The 16,394-nt window shown below is 67.3% G+C and carries 12 protein-coding genes and 5 pseudogenes; 12 read left to right on the top strand and 5 right to left on the bottom strand.

Annotation, left to right across the window (positions count from 1 at the left end):
* Positions 1-8 precede the first annotated feature (8 nt).
* Both ACIBBB_RS25080 and ACIBBB_RS25075 read right to left on the bottom strand, forming a co-directional pair.
* Positions 9-808 (bottom strand): IS5 family transposase gene (locus tag ACIBBB_RS25080; protein ID WP_398985628.1). Its coding sequence is split into 2 segments (ribosomal slippage): positions 9-458 and positions 461-808, totalling 798 coding nucleotides; the frame shifts between segments, so codons are not numbered across the junction.
* An 82-nt stretch (positions 809-890) separates the two neighbouring features.
* Positions 891-1,367, bottom strand: coding sequence for a hypothetical protein (locus ACIBBB_RS25075; RefSeq protein WP_398985949.1), 477 nt, complete (start codon positions 1,365-1,367; stop codon positions 891-893).
* On the opposite strand from ACIBBB_RS25075, the pseudogene ACIBBB_RS25070 reads away from it, so the two are divergent.
* The 8 genes and pseudogenes from ACIBBB_RS25070 to ACIBBB_RS25035 form a co-directional block, all read left to right on the top strand.
* Positions 1,252-2,054 (top strand): annotated as a pseudogene (locus ACIBBB_RS25070) (DUF6192 family protein). The gene ACIBBB_RS25075 and the pseudogene ACIBBB_RS25070 sit on opposite strands and share 116 nt — an antisense overlap.
* A 3-nt stretch (positions 2,055-2,057) precedes the next feature.
* Entirely contained in the window at positions 2,058-2,471 is a 414-nt protein-coding gene (locus ACIBBB_RS25065; protein ID WP_398985626.1) for a hypothetical protein, read from the top strand.
* A gap of 27 nt (positions 2,472-2,498) precedes the next feature.
* A pseudogene (locus tag ACIBBB_RS25060) lies at positions 2,499-2,926 on the top strand (transposase); the annotation flags it as partial.
* Positions 2,927-3,043: 117 nt separating this feature from the next.
* A complete protein-coding gene (locus ACIBBB_RS25055; protein ID WP_398985624.1) occupies positions 3,044-4,162 on the top strand; it encodes a tyrosine-type recombinase/integrase in 1,119 nt (372 codons plus the stop codon).
* Positions 4,159-6,198 (top strand): tyrosine-type recombinase/integrase, encoded by a 2,040-nt coding sequence (locus tag ACIBBB_RS25050; RefSeq protein WP_398985622.1) that lies wholly within the window; start codon positions 4,159-4,161, stop codon positions 6,196-6,198. Before ACIBBB_RS25055 ends, ACIBBB_RS25050 begins: the two co-directional genes overlap by 4 nt.
* Positions 6,150-6,395: a hypothetical protein gene (locus ACIBBB_RS25045; protein ID WP_398985620.1), complete on the top strand. Its 246-nt coding sequence runs from the start codon at positions 6,150-6,152 to the stop codon at positions 6,393-6,395. The genes ACIBBB_RS25050 and ACIBBB_RS25045 overlap by 49 nt, the downstream gene beginning before the upstream one ends.
* A 114-nt stretch (positions 6,396-6,509) precedes the next feature.
* Positions 6,510-6,824: pseudogene (locus ACIBBB_RS25040) on the top strand (DUF6262 family protein); the annotation flags it as partial.
* 683 nt (positions 6,825-7,507) lie between these two features.
* Positions 7,508-7,903: pseudogene (locus tag ACIBBB_RS25035) on the top strand (transposase); the annotation flags it as partial.
* A 436-nt stretch (positions 7,904-8,339) separates the two neighbouring features.
* Here ACIBBB_RS25035 and ACIBBB_RS25030 read toward each other — a convergent pair.
* Entirely contained in the window at positions 8,340-9,341 is a 1,002-nt protein-coding gene (locus tag ACIBBB_RS25030; protein ID WP_398985618.1) for an aldo/keto reductase, read from the bottom strand.
* Positions 9,342-9,716: 375 nt separating this feature from the next.
* Here ACIBBB_RS25030 and ACIBBB_RS25025 point away from each other — a divergent pair, with 375 nt between their 5' ends.
* On the top strand, positions 9,717-10,202 hold the full coding sequence (locus ACIBBB_RS25025; protein ID WP_398985616.1) for a hypothetical protein: 486 nt from the start codon (positions 9,717-9,719) through the stop codon (positions 10,200-10,202).
* 16 nt (positions 10,203-10,218) lie between these two features.
* The gene (locus ACIBBB_RS25020) at positions 10,219-10,509 is read left to right on the top strand and encodes a hypothetical protein (protein ID WP_398985614.1); all 291 of its coding nucleotides are present in this window, start codon (positions 10,219-10,221) and stop codon (positions 10,507-10,509) included.
* A gap of 130 nt (positions 10,510-10,639) precedes the next feature.
* Here the strand turns inward: ACIBBB_RS25020 and ACIBBB_RS25015 are convergent.
* Positions 10,640-11,172 (bottom strand): annotated as a pseudogene (locus ACIBBB_RS25015) (HNH endonuclease family protein); the annotation flags it as partial.
* A 42-nt stretch (positions 11,173-11,214) separates the two neighbouring features.
* On the opposite strand from ACIBBB_RS25015, the gene ACIBBB_RS25010 reads away from it, so the two are divergent.
* Together ACIBBB_RS25010 and ACIBBB_RS25005 are read left to right on the top strand one after the other, a co-directional pair.
* Positions 11,215-11,346: a hypothetical protein gene (locus ACIBBB_RS25010; protein ID WP_398985612.1), complete on the top strand. Its 132-nt coding sequence runs from the start codon at positions 11,215-11,217 to the stop codon at positions 11,344-11,346.
* A 322-nt stretch (positions 11,347-11,668) separates the two neighbouring features.
* The gene (locus ACIBBB_RS25005; protein WP_398985610.1) at positions 11,669-15,553 is read left to right on the top strand and encodes a DNRLRE domain-containing protein; all 3,885 of its coding nucleotides are present in this window, start codon (positions 11,669-11,671) and stop codon (positions 15,551-15,553) included.
* 83 nt (positions 15,554-15,636) lie between these two features.
* On the opposite strand, the gene ACIBBB_RS25000 is transcribed toward ACIBBB_RS25005, so the two are convergent.
* The gene (locus ACIBBB_RS25000; protein WP_398985608.1) at positions 15,637-16,089 is read right to left on the bottom strand and encodes an SMI1/KNR4 family protein; all 453 of its coding nucleotides are present in this window, start codon (positions 16,087-16,089) and stop codon (positions 15,637-15,639) included.
* Positions 16,090-16,394 lie beyond the last annotated feature (305 nt).

Here is a 16,394-nt window from a genome sequence, read left to right as displayed (position 1 = left end):
ACGTTGTTTCATTTGGTGAGGCGGCGGTGGCAGCTGCGTGTGGCTGCGATGGCGAGGAAGTGTTCGGCTTTGCGTTCGTAGCGGCGGTGGAGGCGTCGGCAGCCGGCCGGCCACGAGACGGTCCGTTCGACGACCCATCGGTGGCGGCCCAGCCGCTGCGAACTCTCGACACCTTTGCGGGCGATGCGGTGGGTGATACCGCGACTGCGGAGCCATCGGCGCAGGTGGTTGTAGCCGTAGCCCTTGCCGGCACGCAGTCTGCCGGGCCGCCGACGGCGGGGGCCACGCCGGGAGCGGATGGGCGGAATACCGCGCACGAGCGGCTTAAGGCCCTGGCTGTCGTGCATGTTCGCGCCGGAAATCCCCAGCGACAGCGGAAGACCGTTCCGGCCGGTAATCAGGTGGATCTTCGATCCCGACTTGCCACGGCCGGTCGGATTCGGTCCCGTCAACAACCCCCTTTCGCCGCCCGGACACTGACGGAACCGATCGCGCACCGCGACCAGTCCAGCTCACCGCGGGCACCGAGCTCATCAAGGACAACACGGTGCACCCGCGCCCACACCCCCGCTTCCGACCACTGCGCGAACCGCCGGCAGACCGTGGGCCAGGCCGGCCCGAACACCGACGGCAACTGCCGCCACGTGCAACCCGACGTGGCCACGAACAAGATCGCCGCCAGCACCTCACGATCACCCGCCCGAACCCGGCCACCACCCTGGGGACGTATCACCCCCGTCGGCGCCACCACCCGACGAAACAACACCCACAACACATCCGGCACCAACCGCTCAACCAAGTCCGTCATGCACGGTTCAACGAACGATCAAGCCATAAGAAACGACGTCTTAATCGAACGCCACGCCGACACCACGCGCCACGTCTGTTGTTCACGCGCATTCGGGGCGGGTGGTGAGTGCTTCGAGCGCCTTCGGTTCACGCCCTGCCTCGTTATGTCGGGTCCGCGTCACGGTGGAAGCGACCTGGGCCGGAATCTGATGTTCGATCACTTCAAGGTGACCGGTCCGGCCCGGGGTGAGGTGGTGGGCATCATGTCGGAGCGGGTCGGAAACGTCACCCGGACGCGTTACGAACAGATCGTCGCCGAAGCCCGTGAACTGATCGCGCAGGTCGCGCGGGGCCCAGTTCGCCCTGGGTGACAGAGCATTGGAGATCGAGCCGATGCGGCCGGTCGGCGGGTCGATGCCGAACGGCACCGAGGACCTGTTCACGGTCGAGGAGTCACTGGCGATCTTCGCCGACGACATCGGGGTCGCGCCGTCGACGGTCAAGGACTGGCGGTGGGTCGCCTCGCGCTGGCCGGCCGACAGGCGCAAGGACGACGTCGCGTTCAGCGTCCACCGCATCCTGTCCTCGATCCCGGAGGACGACGACCGGTGGCCCAGATCGGCGATCCTCCCTTCAACCAGCGGACCGGTGAACGCCGGTGGACAAACGACGGGGCGAAACGCCTGGTCGGGCAGCGGGTGGACCGGCCGTTCTCGTTGGAGGAGAAGGTCCAGGCGGTCACCGACCTGACGAGGGATGACGAGGTCGCCTCGCGGGTGACCGCGGATCTAATGCGACGCCCGGCGGCGGCCTCCCACGTCGCCCAGGAGGACCGGGTCCGCGTGGTCCAGGAACTGACCCGGGATGACGACGTCGCCAAGACGGTGACCACCCATCTGCTGCGGCGTCCGGCCGTCGCGCGGGAAACGATGCGCGACGACACCGCCCGGTTCCTGGTCAACCGGGCCCAGTTCGACAACTCCGCACAGGTCAGGGACACCATCCGGGAACGAACCCCGGCAGTTCGCAAGATCGAGCACACCATCGAGTACCTCGACCTGATCGGGTCGTGCCACAGCTACGTGGCGAGCCTGGGACGGCTCGTTCCCCGCCTGCGCGGGCAGGAGTTCACCGAAGACGAACGCGAGACCGTCCGGCGTGGGATCTCCAAGGTCCGCGCCGCGGCCGACTGGCTCGAAGCCGCTGTCGACAACGGCGAGTTCACCCTCGACGAGCAGCTGGCCCAGCTCCTCAAAGGCGAGTAGGCCATGCCCCGCCGCGGCGAGGCACGACCGCTGAGCGAGCACTACGGCGACCTGGTCCGTGTCTCACTGATGGAAGCACGGCCCGCCGGCCTGCACACCCGCCAGCTCATATCCGCGACCCGGCTGACAAAGTCCCAGGTCGCCAGGGGGATCAGGCATCTGAGAGACGTCGGTGCCGCCGAACACCTCACCCCCGTCATCTGGCGGCACAGGGACGGATACAAGTTCTCCGACGACCCCGCGGACTGGATCGAATACGAGAAGAAGCAGTTCCGGCAGATCCTCGGTCGGCTCACCCGGATGATCACGGGGACACTCGATCCGCACCTGGCCCGCTACCCGGACGATGAGTGGGCCCAGCTGGCCTCCGCCCAGCTCACCGGCGTCCGGGCCACCCTCGCCCAACTCACCAAATAGGCCCGCGACCCCCCTGTTGAGCCCTTCATGCCCGTCGTCCCACGCTGTCGCCGCAGTTTCTACCCGTCCGACACCTCCGTCGCCGAATGGGCCCTGCTCGAACCCCTGCTGCCGGTCCCGGCCCGCGAGACCAAGACCGGCGGAGCCGGCCCGAGAAGTGGCACCGGCGCGACATCATCGACGCGATCCGCTACATCGTCGACAACGGCGGCAAATGGAGGGCCCTGCCTGCGGATTTCCCGCCCTGGGAAACCGTCTACGGGTTCTTCTGGCGCTGGAACCGCGCCGGTCTGGTCACCTTCATCCGCGACCAGCTCCGGCGACGGATCCGTACCAACAAGGGCCGGTGCCCCCGCCCGGTGACACTGATTATCGACTCGCAGTCGGTCAAAGGCGCATCGACCGTCACCCGCGAAACCAGAGGCTACGACGGCGCGAAGAAAATCAACGGCCGTTATCTTGAGCCGTTACCGGCCTGTCCTTGATGTGTCCAAGGAACCCTGAAGGTCCGCCAGTTCGCGTCGTGGATGCGGTTATCTGCCGTCATCCATCACGGACGAACTGGAGGTGCGATGCGCGTACAACGAGTGCTGGCGCCCGACTCGATGGCGGAGTCGTGGACGCTGTTGGGAGACGACATGCGGACGGTCGCTCCGGTGGAGTCGTTTCTGTCGTACCTATCGGCGATCGAGCGGTGGCCGAACACCGTCAAGGCGTACGCCCACGATCTGAAGGACTGGTGGAGCTACCTCGACGGCCGCAGCCTGGGTTGGAAGGCAGTGGATCTGGAGGCGGTGGCCGGGTTCGTGGCCTGGCTACGGCTGCCGCCGCTGGCCCGAAGCGGGAAGGTGGCGGTGCTGCCGACGGTCGCGCATCACTGCACTGCGTCGAGCGTGAACCGCAAGCTCGCCGCGGTCACCACGTTCTACGAGTTCCACGCCCGCAGCGGCGTCGAACTCGCCGAGCTGCTGGTGACGATGTGCCCGGCAGGACCCCACCGGGCGGCGGCTACCTCCTACAAGCCGTTCCTGCAGCACATCGCCTCCGGCAAGCCCGAGCGAACCCGCACCATCAGCCTCAAAGCCGACCGGAAACGTCCCCGCGTCCTGACCGCCAGCCAGGCCCAGACGATCCTGGACGGCTGCGAGCATCTCCGGGACCGGCTGCTGTTCGCGCTCCTCCTGGACACCGGGGTCCGTATCGGCGAGGCCCTGGGGCTGCGGCACGACGACATCGCGATCGCTGAGCGGCAAGTGGCCGTGGTGCCACGGCACAACGACAACCGGGCCCGCGCGAAGGCCGGCCGGTCCCGCACGATTCCGGCGAGCGCGGAGTTGGTGCGTCTGTACTCCGACTACCTGCACCGCGAGTACGGCGCCCTGGACTCCGACTACGTCTTCGTGAATCTCTTCGCCGAGCCGCACGGCCGTCCCTGGGGCTACCCAGCCGTCTATGACCTGGTCAAGCGGTTACGGAAGTCCACGGGCATCACGTTCGAACCTCACCAATACCGCCATACCTACGCCACCTGGCCGCTGCGTCGGGGCGCCGGGATGGAGACGGTGAAGGAGTGCCTCGGACACGCGTCGATCTCCACGACGATCGATACGTATGGTCACCTCACCGTCGAAGATGCCCGGCGGACGCTGGAGGCAGCGGGCTGGTTCACCGGCCGGGAGGTCCAGCTGTGACCGCCGTCGAGAAGGTGTTGGCCCGGCCCGGACTGCTGAAGCAGCTGATGGCCGTCGTCCGGCCGGAGTTCCGCACCGAGATCTACGTCCCCGCCCCGGACGACCCCGTCTTCATCGCCGACGAATGTGCGGTCGAGGACTGCGACCGCACGGAGGCCTCGATCCGGCGCGGACTCTGCAATGCCCACGCCATCCGGTTCCGCAAGCGCGGGCATCCGTCGATGACGGAGTTCCTCGCCGATCCCGGTCCACCGGTCCGTGGCCGGATGGCGCTGGCCGCCTGCACCATCGTCGGCTGCCGCTACGGACGTGCTGCCAGGAACGGTCTGTGTCCCAAGCACCGCGACCGGTGGAACCGGGCTGGCCGGCCCGACCTGGCGGCCTGGGACGCACCCGACCTGACCTCGAGTAACGCCGCAGCGGCCAAGTGCCAACTCCCTTTCTGTGACCTCTGGGTTATCAACCCGACAAAGCTGTTCTGCACGGGCCACGATGACCGGTGGCATCGTCACGGCCGCCCCGCCCTCGATCGCTTCATCGCCGACTGCGAACTCGTCGGAACCGCCAGCATCGATCTCCGAGATCTGGTCCCACAGGTGAAACTGGAGATCCAGTACGCTCTGCAATGCCGATGTGACGCCCGCTCCCGCACCGCTGCCCCGCGCCTGGTCATGCCCGCCGTCCGGCTCGTCAAGTCCCTTGAGATCACCTCGTTGTTGGACTTGTCGGAACAACAGTGGCGCCAGAGCACCGGTCCCCAGGCCGACGAGTCGGCGCTGTTCCTGCTCGATGCTCGTGACGCGCTGGAAGCCCTGCGAGACGGGATCGGCTGGGAGATCGAATACCCCAGGGATGTGTGGCGGCTGGACAAGCTGCCCGGCATCGCCGTCCCTGCCGGGCGCCCCTGCCCGCGGGCCCGGCTGCGGTTCGACCACATTCCCCAGCCCCGGCTGCGGGACCTGGGCAAACGCTGGACGAGGCTGCGACTGACGTCCGGATTGAGCATTGGCGCGGCCCGAGCCGGGGTCGACGCGCTGATCTGTTTCGGCGACTTCCTCCGGCTAGCTGGCGTCGATGCCCTTGCCGACGTCGATCGCCCTCTGCTGGAGCGCTACCTCGCCCACGTGATGTCACAGCCCGGCGGCCACGGCATGAAGAAGACACGGATCGGCGCACTCAACCTGTTCTTCCAGAACATCCGGCAGTACGAGTGGGACCACACACTGCCCGGCACCGCGGCCTTCTACGTCGGCGATGTTCCGCCGGTCCCCGAACAAGTCGACCGCCGCCTCGCCGAGTACGTCATGGCCCAGATCGAGGCACCTGCCAACCTCGATCGCTGGCCCGACCCTGCCGGCCGGCTGGTCACGCTCATCCTCACCCAGTGCGGACTGCGGATCTCCAGTGCCCTTGCCCTCGGCTTCGACTGTCTCCTCCACGACGGTCAAGGCGCCCCCTACCTGCGCTACTTCAACACCAAGATGAGACGCGAGGCAGCCGTCCCCATCGACGAGGAACTCGAAGCGGCCATCGATGAACAACAACGCCAAGTCCTGGAGCGATGGCCGGACGGGACAACCTGCTTGTTCCCCCGGCCCCGCGCCAACGTCTCCGGCAACCTACCGCTGGCGGACGGCACCTACCGAAGGAAACTGGGCCGCTGGCTGGAGACCTGCGAGGTCCGAGACGAGCTCGGCCGCCCAGTACACCTGACGCCCCATCAATGGCGTCACACCTTCGCCTGCCGCCTCATCAACCGGGACGTCCCCCAGGAGGTCGTCCGGGTCCTCCTGGATCACGACTCACACAGGATGACCTCGCACTACGCCAAGATCACCGATCAGACGGTGCGGCGGCACTGGGAACAGGCGACCAAGGTCAACATCAACGGCGAGCGAGTCTCCCTCGACTCCGACGGGCCCCTCGGCCAGGCCCAGTGGGCCAAGACCCGCTACGGCATCGCCACCCAGACCCTCCCCAACGGCTATTGCGGACGCCCGTTCAGAAGACCTGCCCACACGCCAATGCCTGCCTGACCTGCCCGGTCTTCATCACCGGGCCCGAGTTCCTGCCCGAACTCCGAGAACAACACACACGCACCCTGACGCTGATCGACAACGCCAAGAGCTGCGGCCACACCCGCATGACCGAGATGAACCAGCAGGTCGCCGACAACCTCGACCGCATGATCGGCGAGCTGGAAGACAGCCAGGAGGACGAGAATGCCGGCTGACAACTCCCATCTGATCGTCGCCGCGGCCCATCGGAGAGCCACGGCGACCCGCCGACGCGCGGTCTCCGCTCTGCGGCGGATGGACGCCACCGGCACCGTGACACCTTCGAGACCGTCGCCCGCGAAGCGGGCGTCTCCCGGTCCTGGCTATACAACCAGCAGGACCTCAGAGCCGAGATCGAGCGGCTTCGCGCTCGCCACTGGCAGATCCCCGCCGCACGGCAGGTTCCCGACCGGCAACGGGCCTCCGATGCCTCCCTTCTGCGACGCTTGGAGGCAGCCACCGAGCGCAACCGGCAGCTGGAGGCGGAGAACCGTGAGCTCAGGCAAGCCCTGGCCCTGGCGCTGGGTGAACGCCGGACGGCCGACGTCTGCGGCATCCGTGCCACCGCGAAGCCACCGGCTCCAAGGGCCATCGGCCCATGCTGACAAGCTGGTGCCCCAGTATCGCGACCGCACTGTTCCGGCTGCCGAGGAGCTCGGCGAGGATATGAACTCGACGAACGGAGAGCTGTTACGGCACCATCCGGGGCGAGGTCCGATGTTGAGGAGCACGGTGATAACCCAGGGTGCGAAGATCACAGCGCGATGCGAGGTATGCAGCGGCGTGCTGATACTCGACACCGGCCAGTTCATCGAGCGCGGACGCCTGTGGTGGGGAACCGAAGGGCACTGCCTGTCCTGCCCCGTCGCCTGGTGCGAGCAAGACAGCGGCGACGCGACTCCGGAGGAGATCCGCCAGGTCCTCTTGGCAGAACATGGACCTGTCAGGCTCCGCCTGACAGAGCCCGAGGCGAGTACAGTGCCCGTCCTTCGCGCTCTTCGAGAGGTGCACAGCCTGTCACCGACACAAGCGCGGTCTATGGCAGCGGAGTTGAGGGCTACCGGCCTCGTGGGGACGCTCGTCGAGATGGAACTCATAGCCGCCCGGCTCCGACACCATTCCGTCAAAACGACAGTCGAGACATCGTCCAGCTGACCATCAGGAGCGAGCGACACGCCGGGCGAGGCACTTTCCGCAGCCGCAAGAGTCCCCAGCACCCCGCGTCGAGGACGCTGTCCACATCGCATCGTCCCTGGTCCAGCCCATCCTCATCGCGATGGCTCAAGATAATGGCAGCAAGCGGCACCTGGTTGTGGACACCAAGGGCCTGCCCCTTTCCGTCATGGTCACCCCCGCCGACATAACCGACCGCGAAGCAGCCAAGGAAGTCCTGTTCCGCCTGCGACTGATGCACCCCGAAATCACCATCGCCTGGGCCGACTCCGGCTATGCCGGACAGCTCGTAACCTGGGCGAAGAGACACCTCGGGCTCACCCTCAAGACCGTCTCCCGGCCGAAGAACACCCCCGGCTTCGTCATCCTGCCCCGCCGCTGGGTCGTCGAGCGATCCCTGGCCCGGATCATGCACGCCCGCCGACACGCACGGGACTACGAACGGCTCATCCAGCACTCGGAATCACTGATCACCTGGGCCGCGATCACCCTCATGACCAGGCGAATCACCAGCCGAACGGCCCGCAGGAGCGGTCAGCCAGCCTCCCGCGAAGCGCAACGCGACTGATCCTCCCGGCACTGACGGTCAGCAGTCCCACCCAGAGGTCACCGGGCCCTCACACCGGCTCAATTCTCACACCACTACGACGGGTTCGTCGCCCAATCCGCAAGCGAAGCCCGCCCGGCAGCAGCCGACCAGCCGATCTCGGCCCGGAGTCCCAGCTCAGACACCAGCCGCAGGGCGGCTGGTGATGGATGCCATGAAGGTGCGGAAGAGGTACACCGACATCGATGGCAAGACCCGCTTCTACGACGTCGGCGAGGATGCTGCGCGAACACGATGAACAGACCGCCGCCGAGCTGGCGAGCGCATGACGACCATCACGACGCCGCAGGAGGAGGAGCTAAGCGAATCCCTGGCCCCAGGTTACGAATCCGCGGCGGAATCAGCCGTGCCAACCAGCGATCCGTTCGACCATCTGGTACGGGTAGTTCGGCGTCAGCGGCGCGCTGACTTCGGTAAGTCGGGTAACCGACTTCTCGTCAAGGTGCAGCGCGGCCGCGGCAAGCGACTCGCGCAACTGCGCGATGGTACGCGCGCCAACGATCGGCGCGGAGGAACCCGGGCGGTCGGCGACCCACGCCAGGGCTGCCTGGCCGGGCGTCACGCCGTGCGCGTGCGCGACATCGCGGAGCACCTCGATGATCGACCAGACGTCCTCGGTGTTCCTTCGGTGCCACGCTTCACTCGTCTGTTCTCCGGCTTGGGCAACCCGTGTGCCGGCCGGTGGCTGCTGGTCGCGTCGGTACTTCCCAGTGAGCCACCCCTGGGCCAGCGGGCCATACAGCAGTGTTCCCAGGCCCGCGTCCACACCGGCCGGAATGACCTCCCACTCGACCGCCCGGGCGAGCAGGTTGTACTGGATCTGCTGGGAGACCAGCGGCGGGCCGCCCTGCTCCGCCAGTAGCCGTGCGAGCTTGGCGACCTGCCACCCAGGAAAGTTGCTGACGCCGACGTGGCGGGCCTTGCCCGCGGTAACGATCTCGGCGAGGAACTCGACGATCTCGTCGACCCGGTGCTCGTCGTCCGGGCCATGCAACTGGTAGAGGTCGACGTGGTCGACGCCGAGCCGGGAGAGGCTGGCGTCTATCGCGCTGCGCAGGTACGCCGGTGTCAGGCTCGCGCCTGGGTATCCGAAGCGGCCCTTGGTCGCGAGTAGGACACGCTCGCGAACACCTGGCCGGGATCTCAGCCATCGGCCAACGACGCGCTCCGACGTGCCGCTCCCATAATTGTCGGCCGTATCGATCAGCGTGCCGCCTGCATCCACGTACACATCAAGCATCTCGTGGGCCGAGGCCTCATCCGTGTCACCACCGAACGTCATCGCCCCGAACGCGAACCGGGACACGGCCGGCCCCGAGCTGCCTAGCTGACGAGTCTCCATCTGCACTCCTTTTCCGTCGTTGCCCGATGCTGGCAGTTGGAGTGCACTCAAAGTCAAGGCCGGACCAACCGTCTAACCTCGGACTGCCAGATGTGAACGCCCCGAAGATGCCCTGCAGTTAGTTTGCGGCCGGGATCAGAGATTGCGCCCCGGGGCCATCTCCTCACACAGCCCCTCCGTTCGAATTCTGGGCTGGGCAAACACCGGAACCCACGACCTCGTCATGTCATGAACGGCTCAGAAACAGTCACTCAGCAGTTGCTCACGCAGGCGCCGGGCGGTGTCCAGACTCGAGGGAGCGTGCCGTGGACGCAAGGACTGGCGGGCCTTGCCGACCGGCCCTTTGACGGCAATACGACCGGGGGCGGTGGTCGCGTGACGACCGGGCTGAGCGGAGTCGACCTCGCGCGCCAGGCGCTGATCGCCGCCCAAAAAGCGGCGAAGAAGAACGGTGCTGGCCGGGCAAAGAACAGGCGGCGGACCCGGCCGGTGGCGCGGGACGGCCGCGCACCGCTCGGGCTCGACGCCGCCATCAGCATGATGATGACCGAGCGCGGTCTGACCACCCCGGCCGCTGGCGTCAGCGCCCTCGCCCACTGGCAAACCATCCTCGCCACGGTCGCGCCCGAACTCACCGAACACACCCGGGCCGTGACGTTCGACGCGGACTCCGGCGACAGGTGGGGCCATCCCCGCCCCCGCGGGGATGGTCCCGCGCTGCCGATCACGATGCCGTCGACCTCGTCCTGCTCCCCGGGCCGGCGGGGATGGTCTCGGCCAGTCCACCACCCACTGCCCGCGCAGTACGTCACGCTGGTGATCAACGCCGGGGGCGACGTCGTGACCATGTACCCGCACTGATCCGCAAGAGGGAGATATGGGACTCGGTATCTACGTGGAGGACCTGTGGCGCGGAAGGTTGAGTGCCTTCACGGATGACAAGGAAGCTTCCTTCATGGGCGTCTGCGAGTCGGCGCCCGAAGAGAGTCTGCTCAACGGCGTGAACAAATACGGGGAAGCCCTCTTCAACTCCATCCAGTTGCGCCGACTGGTGAAAGAGCTGGAATCCCTACCCGAGAACGAACAGAATCCCGTCGTGCAGCAGGGGATCGACGGCGCGAAACAGGCCATCCACCGGACAGGCTATCTGCACTTCATCGGTGACTGATCTGCTCGACCGCCATAAGCATCGGCCCTGACGCGGAGCCGGACGTCGCTGTCCGCCCTGATCAGGACGCCGTGCAACGGTGTGGCCCCGCCGGTCGTCGACCGGCCGGGCCACACCGGTTCGCCGGTGGTTACGCGGCGGGTTCGTATTCCACACTCTGGTGGCCGCAGCCTGCGGCGATGTCGCGCAGTGCGTTGATTTCGGCGGTGTCGGCCGTGAGATCCCAGCGGAGTTTGGTGGCGACCCAGTCGGCGGCGTACTGGCAGTGGGCGTCGGCGAGCGGCGGCAGCCACTCGGCCGGGTCCTGGTCGCTCTTGGACCGGTTGGTCTTGGCGGTGACGGCCACTAGCGAGCGTTCGACGCTGATCTCGTTGGCGTACGTCTCGCGGCGTTGCGGGGTCCAGTCGTTGGCGCCCTCGTCCCGGGCCTCGGCGAGCGGCACCATGTGGTCGACGTCCAGCTTGCCCGGGACGGTGACGATGACGCCGTCGTAGTAGGAGTACCACTGGCCGGCCGTGACCCGGCAGCCGGCCTCGACGGTCGGTGTGACGCTGGATTCCGCGATCAGCACCTCTGCCGGGTGTTGCACGAGTTCCTGTCGGCGTCGGTCCAGTGCTTGAACTTCGACCGGTCGTACCCGGTCCGGTCCTCCACACCGACGGGCTGAGTCCCGAACTGACCGCGTGCTTGGCCCATACGCTCGCCGTGACAGAGGAAGTGCTGACCACTGCGTACACCGGCGAGATGCGCGAGCTGATGACGGCCAGGCTCCGCGCCCATCCCGATCTCGCAGTCCTCGACGCCAAGCTCGACACGGCATGGCGAGCAATGGGGTAGGCGAGATCCGCCGCATACGCAGTGGCGAGCTGCCCTCCTTCGCTGCGGCACGGCAAACGGCCGTGATCGCCGCGAACTCGGCTGCCGTGAGCGACGGGGCTGCGATCGTGTCGATCTCCCACTCCGTCGTCGGACGGCTGCTGTGATCATTAACGCGTTTGGAGGCAGGATCCCGCCTTATCCCAGCGGTCCGCTGGGGCGCGTGTGAGCCACGGCCGATAACTGCCTGCGCCTGCCACGTTCTTCTGCGTAGCGTCGTGTGCTCGTGACACGCAGCTCGTACACGTGTCGCATTTCTCTACAGGGAAGGACACACGCTTCCGTGTCTTCACACAGACATCAAGCACCAAGGCGCCGGGCACGCTTCGCGGCCGCGGCCGCGCTGCTCCTGGTCGTCGAGACCGCGCTCATAGCCGGGGCCTCGATGCCGGCCGGCGCGGCGCCCGCGCCGGAACCCGGCCCCCCGAAGGTGATCCAGCCGTCGAAAGCCGACATCCTCGCCTCCGACATGGCCTGGGCCGCCAAGCACGCCAAGGGCTCCAAGGCGTGGGCGATCACCGAGGCGGAGAAGACCGGGAAGAAGACCGTCGTCACCGACGAGACGACCCCGACGGCGTACACCGTCGCCAACCCGGACGGCACCCTGACCACCGAGCTCACCGCCGGTCCCGAACGGGTCTGGAAGAACGGCACGTGGCGGAAGGCCGACGCGACCCTCACCGAAGCCGCCGACGGAAGCGTCGTCGCCAAGGCCCACCCCAACGGCCTGCGCCTGGGCGGCAAGGGCGGCCGGCTGCCGAAGTCGCTGCGTGCCGCGCAGGGCGACACCGCCCGTGATCTCGTCACCCTGGGCAGCGGCGACAGCCAGGTGACTCTCCAGTGGAAGGGCGGTCTGCCGCGGCCCGAACTGGACGGCACCCGCGCCCGCTACAACAACGCCGTGCCCGGCGCCGACGTCATCGTCGAGGCCACCCGCACCGGCTTCGAGCAGTTCGTCGAGATCGCCGAGCGGCCCACCGGCGACTACACCTACACCCTCCCGGTCAAGGCCAAGGGCCTGAAAGCGCAGGCCAACAAGGACGGCTCGGTCACCTTCACCGACACCAAGACCGGCGCCGAGCGCGCCACCATGCCCGCCCCCGTCATGTGGGACGCGACCGTCGACGAGCGCTCCGGCGAACACACCAACCGCGCCCGCGTCGACATGAAGGTCATCGACAGGGGCGCAGGCGAAGTCAACTTGGTCGTCACCCCCTCGGCGGCGTTCCTCGCCGACCCGGACACGAAGTACCCGGTCACCGTCGACCCCTCCACCTCCGCACTGTCGAACACCTTCGACACCTACGTGCAGCAGGGCGAGACGGTCGACTGGTCCACCGACACCGAACTCGACCTCGGCAACCCCGGCACCACCAACGCCAACGGCACCCCCCGTACGGCCCGGTCCTTCATCACCTGGAACACCACACCGATCCAGGACGCGCTGATCGTCGACACCAACCTGGCACTGTGGAACTTCCACTCCGGCAACACCGACTGCCTCCCCCAGTCCTGGACCATCTGGGACACCACCGCACCCTCCACCGCCTCACGCTGGACCGCGCAGCCCACCTGGAACGCGCAGTACCACTCCTCCACGGAAACCAAGGGCTCCCCGGACTGCGCCGCCCAGCCGGACGGCTGGATCAACGCCGACGTCGACACCCTCGTCCAGTCCTGGGCGTCCGCGAAGGCGACACGCGGCTTCATGGGCCTGCGCGCCGCGACCGACGACATCAAGGCGTGGAAGCGCGTCAACTCCGCGAACAACACGGCCAATCAGCCCAAACTGTCCGTCACCTACAACTACCGCCCCTCGGACGGCACGGACCGGCAGGCCGGCGCCCCGTTCAAGTCGTACGCGGGTGTCTGGGCGGTCAACACCACCACCCCGATCCTGCGCGACACCTTCACCGACGCCGACGGCGACAAAGTCAACGGCACCTTCCAGGTCTACGACGCCGCCACCGACACCCCCATCACCACCCCGGCCGGTGAAGGCCTGCTCGTGTCCGCCTTCGTCGACCCGGGCAAACCCGCCAGCGTCGCCGTTCCGGCCGGACAGCTCCAGGACGGCAGGACGTACAAGTTCCGCACCAATGCCTCCGACGGCACCCACTACAACCTCAACTGGTCCCCCTGGACCCAATTCGTCGTCGACACCACCGCCCCCGGCGCACCTGCCAAGGTGTCTTCGACCACTTACCCCGAAGGACAGTGGGGCGGTGGAGCGGGCACCCCAGGCCGGTTCGACGTCGAGACCGGCGATGGCGGCGCCCACGAGGTCCGCTACCGAGTGGACGGCATCGCCGACCTCGACGAGGAGGAGGAGCTGGACGACGGCGTGAACACGCTGCGCTCCTCCGCACCGCTCGCGGAAACCTGGCAGTCGGTCGCGGCCACCGCCGGCAACGCGGCGTTCGAGGTCACTCCCGGAGTCGAAGGTTCGCACTACGTCGAGGCGGCCACCATCGACCGCGCCGACAACATCGGCGAGGTCCGCGCATACGGGTTCCGGGCGGGAACCGGGCCGCGCCGGGTGAACCACATTGTCGACATCGCTCTGCCCAAGCCGAAGAAGAGCGACGGCACCTGGCGGCAGGTGGAGGGAACCCAGCCGATCCCCGACTGGAGCCCCGACGCCGTCATCCTGGAACCCGCCCGTGCGGACAGCGTCAAGACGCCTGACGGCAGAGTCGCCCGGGGCGCGGGCAAGGAGCGGTGCGAGGACTCCGGTACCACCCGGGTCTGCTCGAAGATCGAACTGCGGGAGGTGCTCAAGCCCGGCTCCAAGGCATCCAAGCGCGCCGAGACTCCCGGCGCTTCCCCCCGAACAGACACGACGCCTTCGCCGATCATCCCGTACTGCTCGCAGACGGGCCCGTCTGCCGACGGCAGCTTCACCCGGACCGAGGCGTGCCTGGGGTACCGGTACACCTACCGTGCCATCGAGATTTCCAGTGACAAGCCGCCCCAGCTCAAGGGTGTGGCGGTTTTCAACATAGAGGCGCAGGTGCTGACCGACGTCAGGACCAAGGACATCAAGTTCTGGGCGAGGTTCAGCCCGGTGCCGTTGCTGCCGAGTGAGCCGCCGGTCGTCGGCAGCATCAAGGTGAAGTTCGATCCGACCTGTGACTTCGGGTGCACCGGCACTCCCGCGTTCGACTGGGACGGGCCGATGACCTGGAACGGCTCCTACCCCACGGACCCCCACGAGCAGACCGGCACTGCGGTGATGACGTGGAACACCGCTCTCGACGACCTCGACAGCAAGGGCCCGCACGACCAGGACCGGCAGCGCTCCTTCCCGATCGACTTCTTTATGCAGATCGACACCAGCCTGGACGGAGTCAAGCAGCAGAACGTCAAATTCGAGAACGGGCCGTTCGCAGCCCGCTGCGACGCGGCGAACATTTACAACATGCCACCGGGATGCGTGTTCCCGGCCAACAACCCCGGTTGGGTGATCGATCCGCACAGGTACCCCGCCGCCGCCGTCCACGCCGAACTGATGGGTGCCAAGCTGCCGGACTATCCGGGAAGCGACTACACCAGTCCGCTGCACTACCTGCCGATGACCAAGAATGGTCAGCCGCAGCGCAATCGCTTCGACCGGTCCGAACGGCAGAACCGTCAGGTCATCTGCAGCCGCTCGGGCGCGACGGGCTTCGTCCCGCACGACAAGACCGCCCAGTTCGACTACTTGCTGACGCCCAAGCCGGACAAGCCAACCCCGAAGGACAAGCCGTCCTGTGACGAGTACGCCTTCAACGCCACGTACGAGTCCGGTGGCATGCCCAAGACGCCCGACGGCAACGCCAACCCGTACCTCGTTAACAGCGGTGAGGAGTGCGTGCAGACCTACGAGGGCCTGAACGACGACGGCACGCTGCACCTCCGCGACGACGGGCGTTATCCCGAACCGGACTGGACGAAGGCCAAGTGCGGGCGGTCGTCCATGTCGCTGGAGGTCAATTCCGGGGCGATGCGCCTGTTCGGCCAGTTCTCGTCGTCGAACCGACTGCTGGACGCCGACGGCTACTACGTCTGGACGGGCCTGACGGCCGCCGGATGCAACTGGCTTGCGGAGAAGGTCATCTGCGACGCGTGGGCCAACGGCTTCCCCGAATGGGGTCAGTCAGCAAAGCTCAGCCCGCCGCGCCGCTGACACCTCGAGAACAGCAATCCGACAACTACCGTCCCGCCCGTTGCAGGATCAGTTCCTCAACGGGCGGGATCCGTTCGGCGCCGTCAGTGGAGTGCTCGAAGTTCGTCGGCCACCTCGGTCAGGTACCCGGTCAGGGTGCTGCCTCCGTCGTAAAGGTGGGAGACATCCTGCCGGTTCCACGACCCGATCAACCCCGTCGCGGCGTCGATGAAAGTCCCACAGAACGGGTCGTCAGGTTCGTCGGCGGTGAACGGGATCCATGCCGTCTCCCAGACCCCGGGGTGATTCAGCAAGTCGTAGGCTTCCAGAGCCTGGCGTACTCCGAGCAGTACCTCGCCCTCGGGCGTCAACGGCCCGACCGGCCCTGCGCACCGCCGCCACAGCGTACGAAGGTCGACCGGGAGGTGGAAACCGAGCTCGGCCTCAGCCCCGGCGATCAGCTCGTTGGAGGCGCCGGGAACTATCGGGGTGGTTGGAGAGTGGAGTCTCAGCCAGGACTCGATGCGTTCCCATGCCGCGATCACATCGTTGCTCATGTGCTCATGCTATAGACAGGCAAGGAATCGGACCTGCGGCGCCGCATCTTTCTGACCGGCCCGGCGGTCGCGGACGGGCTGTACAAGCCCGTGCGGGAGCACCATTGCAGGACCCTGAGCCGGGACCACGCCCGCGCGCGTCAGCGCCGCCGGGCCGGACATCTTCCTGCTGATCTCCGCCGTCCGGTGCTGGTCGGTTCGAGTCAGTGGTCGTGGAGGGGGAGGCGGAGGACGAAGTGGGCACCGGCCGGTGAGGGGGTGACGGTGATGGTGCCGTGGTGTGTGGCGACGACGCGTCTGGCGAT

This window comes from Streptomyces sp. NPDC051217, from assembly GCF_044455465.1.
Classification (GTDB): domain Bacteria; phylum Actinomycetota; class Actinomycetes; order Streptomycetales; family Streptomycetaceae; genus Streptomyces.
The sequence above is the reverse complement of the archived record's forward strand: the minus strand, read 5'-3'. Positions and strand labels throughout refer to the sequence as shown.

Coding starts and splice junctions, on each gene's coding strand:
- ACIBBB_RS25065 (WP_398985626.1), top strand. CDS start 2,058: ATGCCCCGCCGCGGCGAGGCACGACCGCTGAGCGAGCACTACGGCGAC.
- ACIBBB_RS25075 (WP_398985949.1), bottom strand. CDS start 1,367: ATGCGGTGGACGCTGAACGCGACGTCGTCCTTGCGCCTGTCGGCCGGC.
- ACIBBB_RS25020 (WP_398985614.1), top strand. CDS start 10,219: ATGGGACTCGGTATCTACGTGGAGGACCTGTGGCGCGGAAGGTTGAGT.
- ACIBBB_RS25055 (WP_398985624.1), top strand. CDS start 3,044: ATGCGCGTACAACGAGTGCTGGCGCCCGACTCGATGGCGGAGTCGTGG.
- ACIBBB_RS25030 (WP_398985618.1), bottom strand. CDS start 9,341: ATGGAGACTCGTCAGCTAGGCAGCTCGGGGCCGGCCGTGTCCCGGTTC.
- ACIBBB_RS25000 (WP_398985608.1), bottom strand. CDS start 16,089: ATGAGCAACGATGTGATCGCGGCATGGGAACGCATCGAGTCCTGGCTG.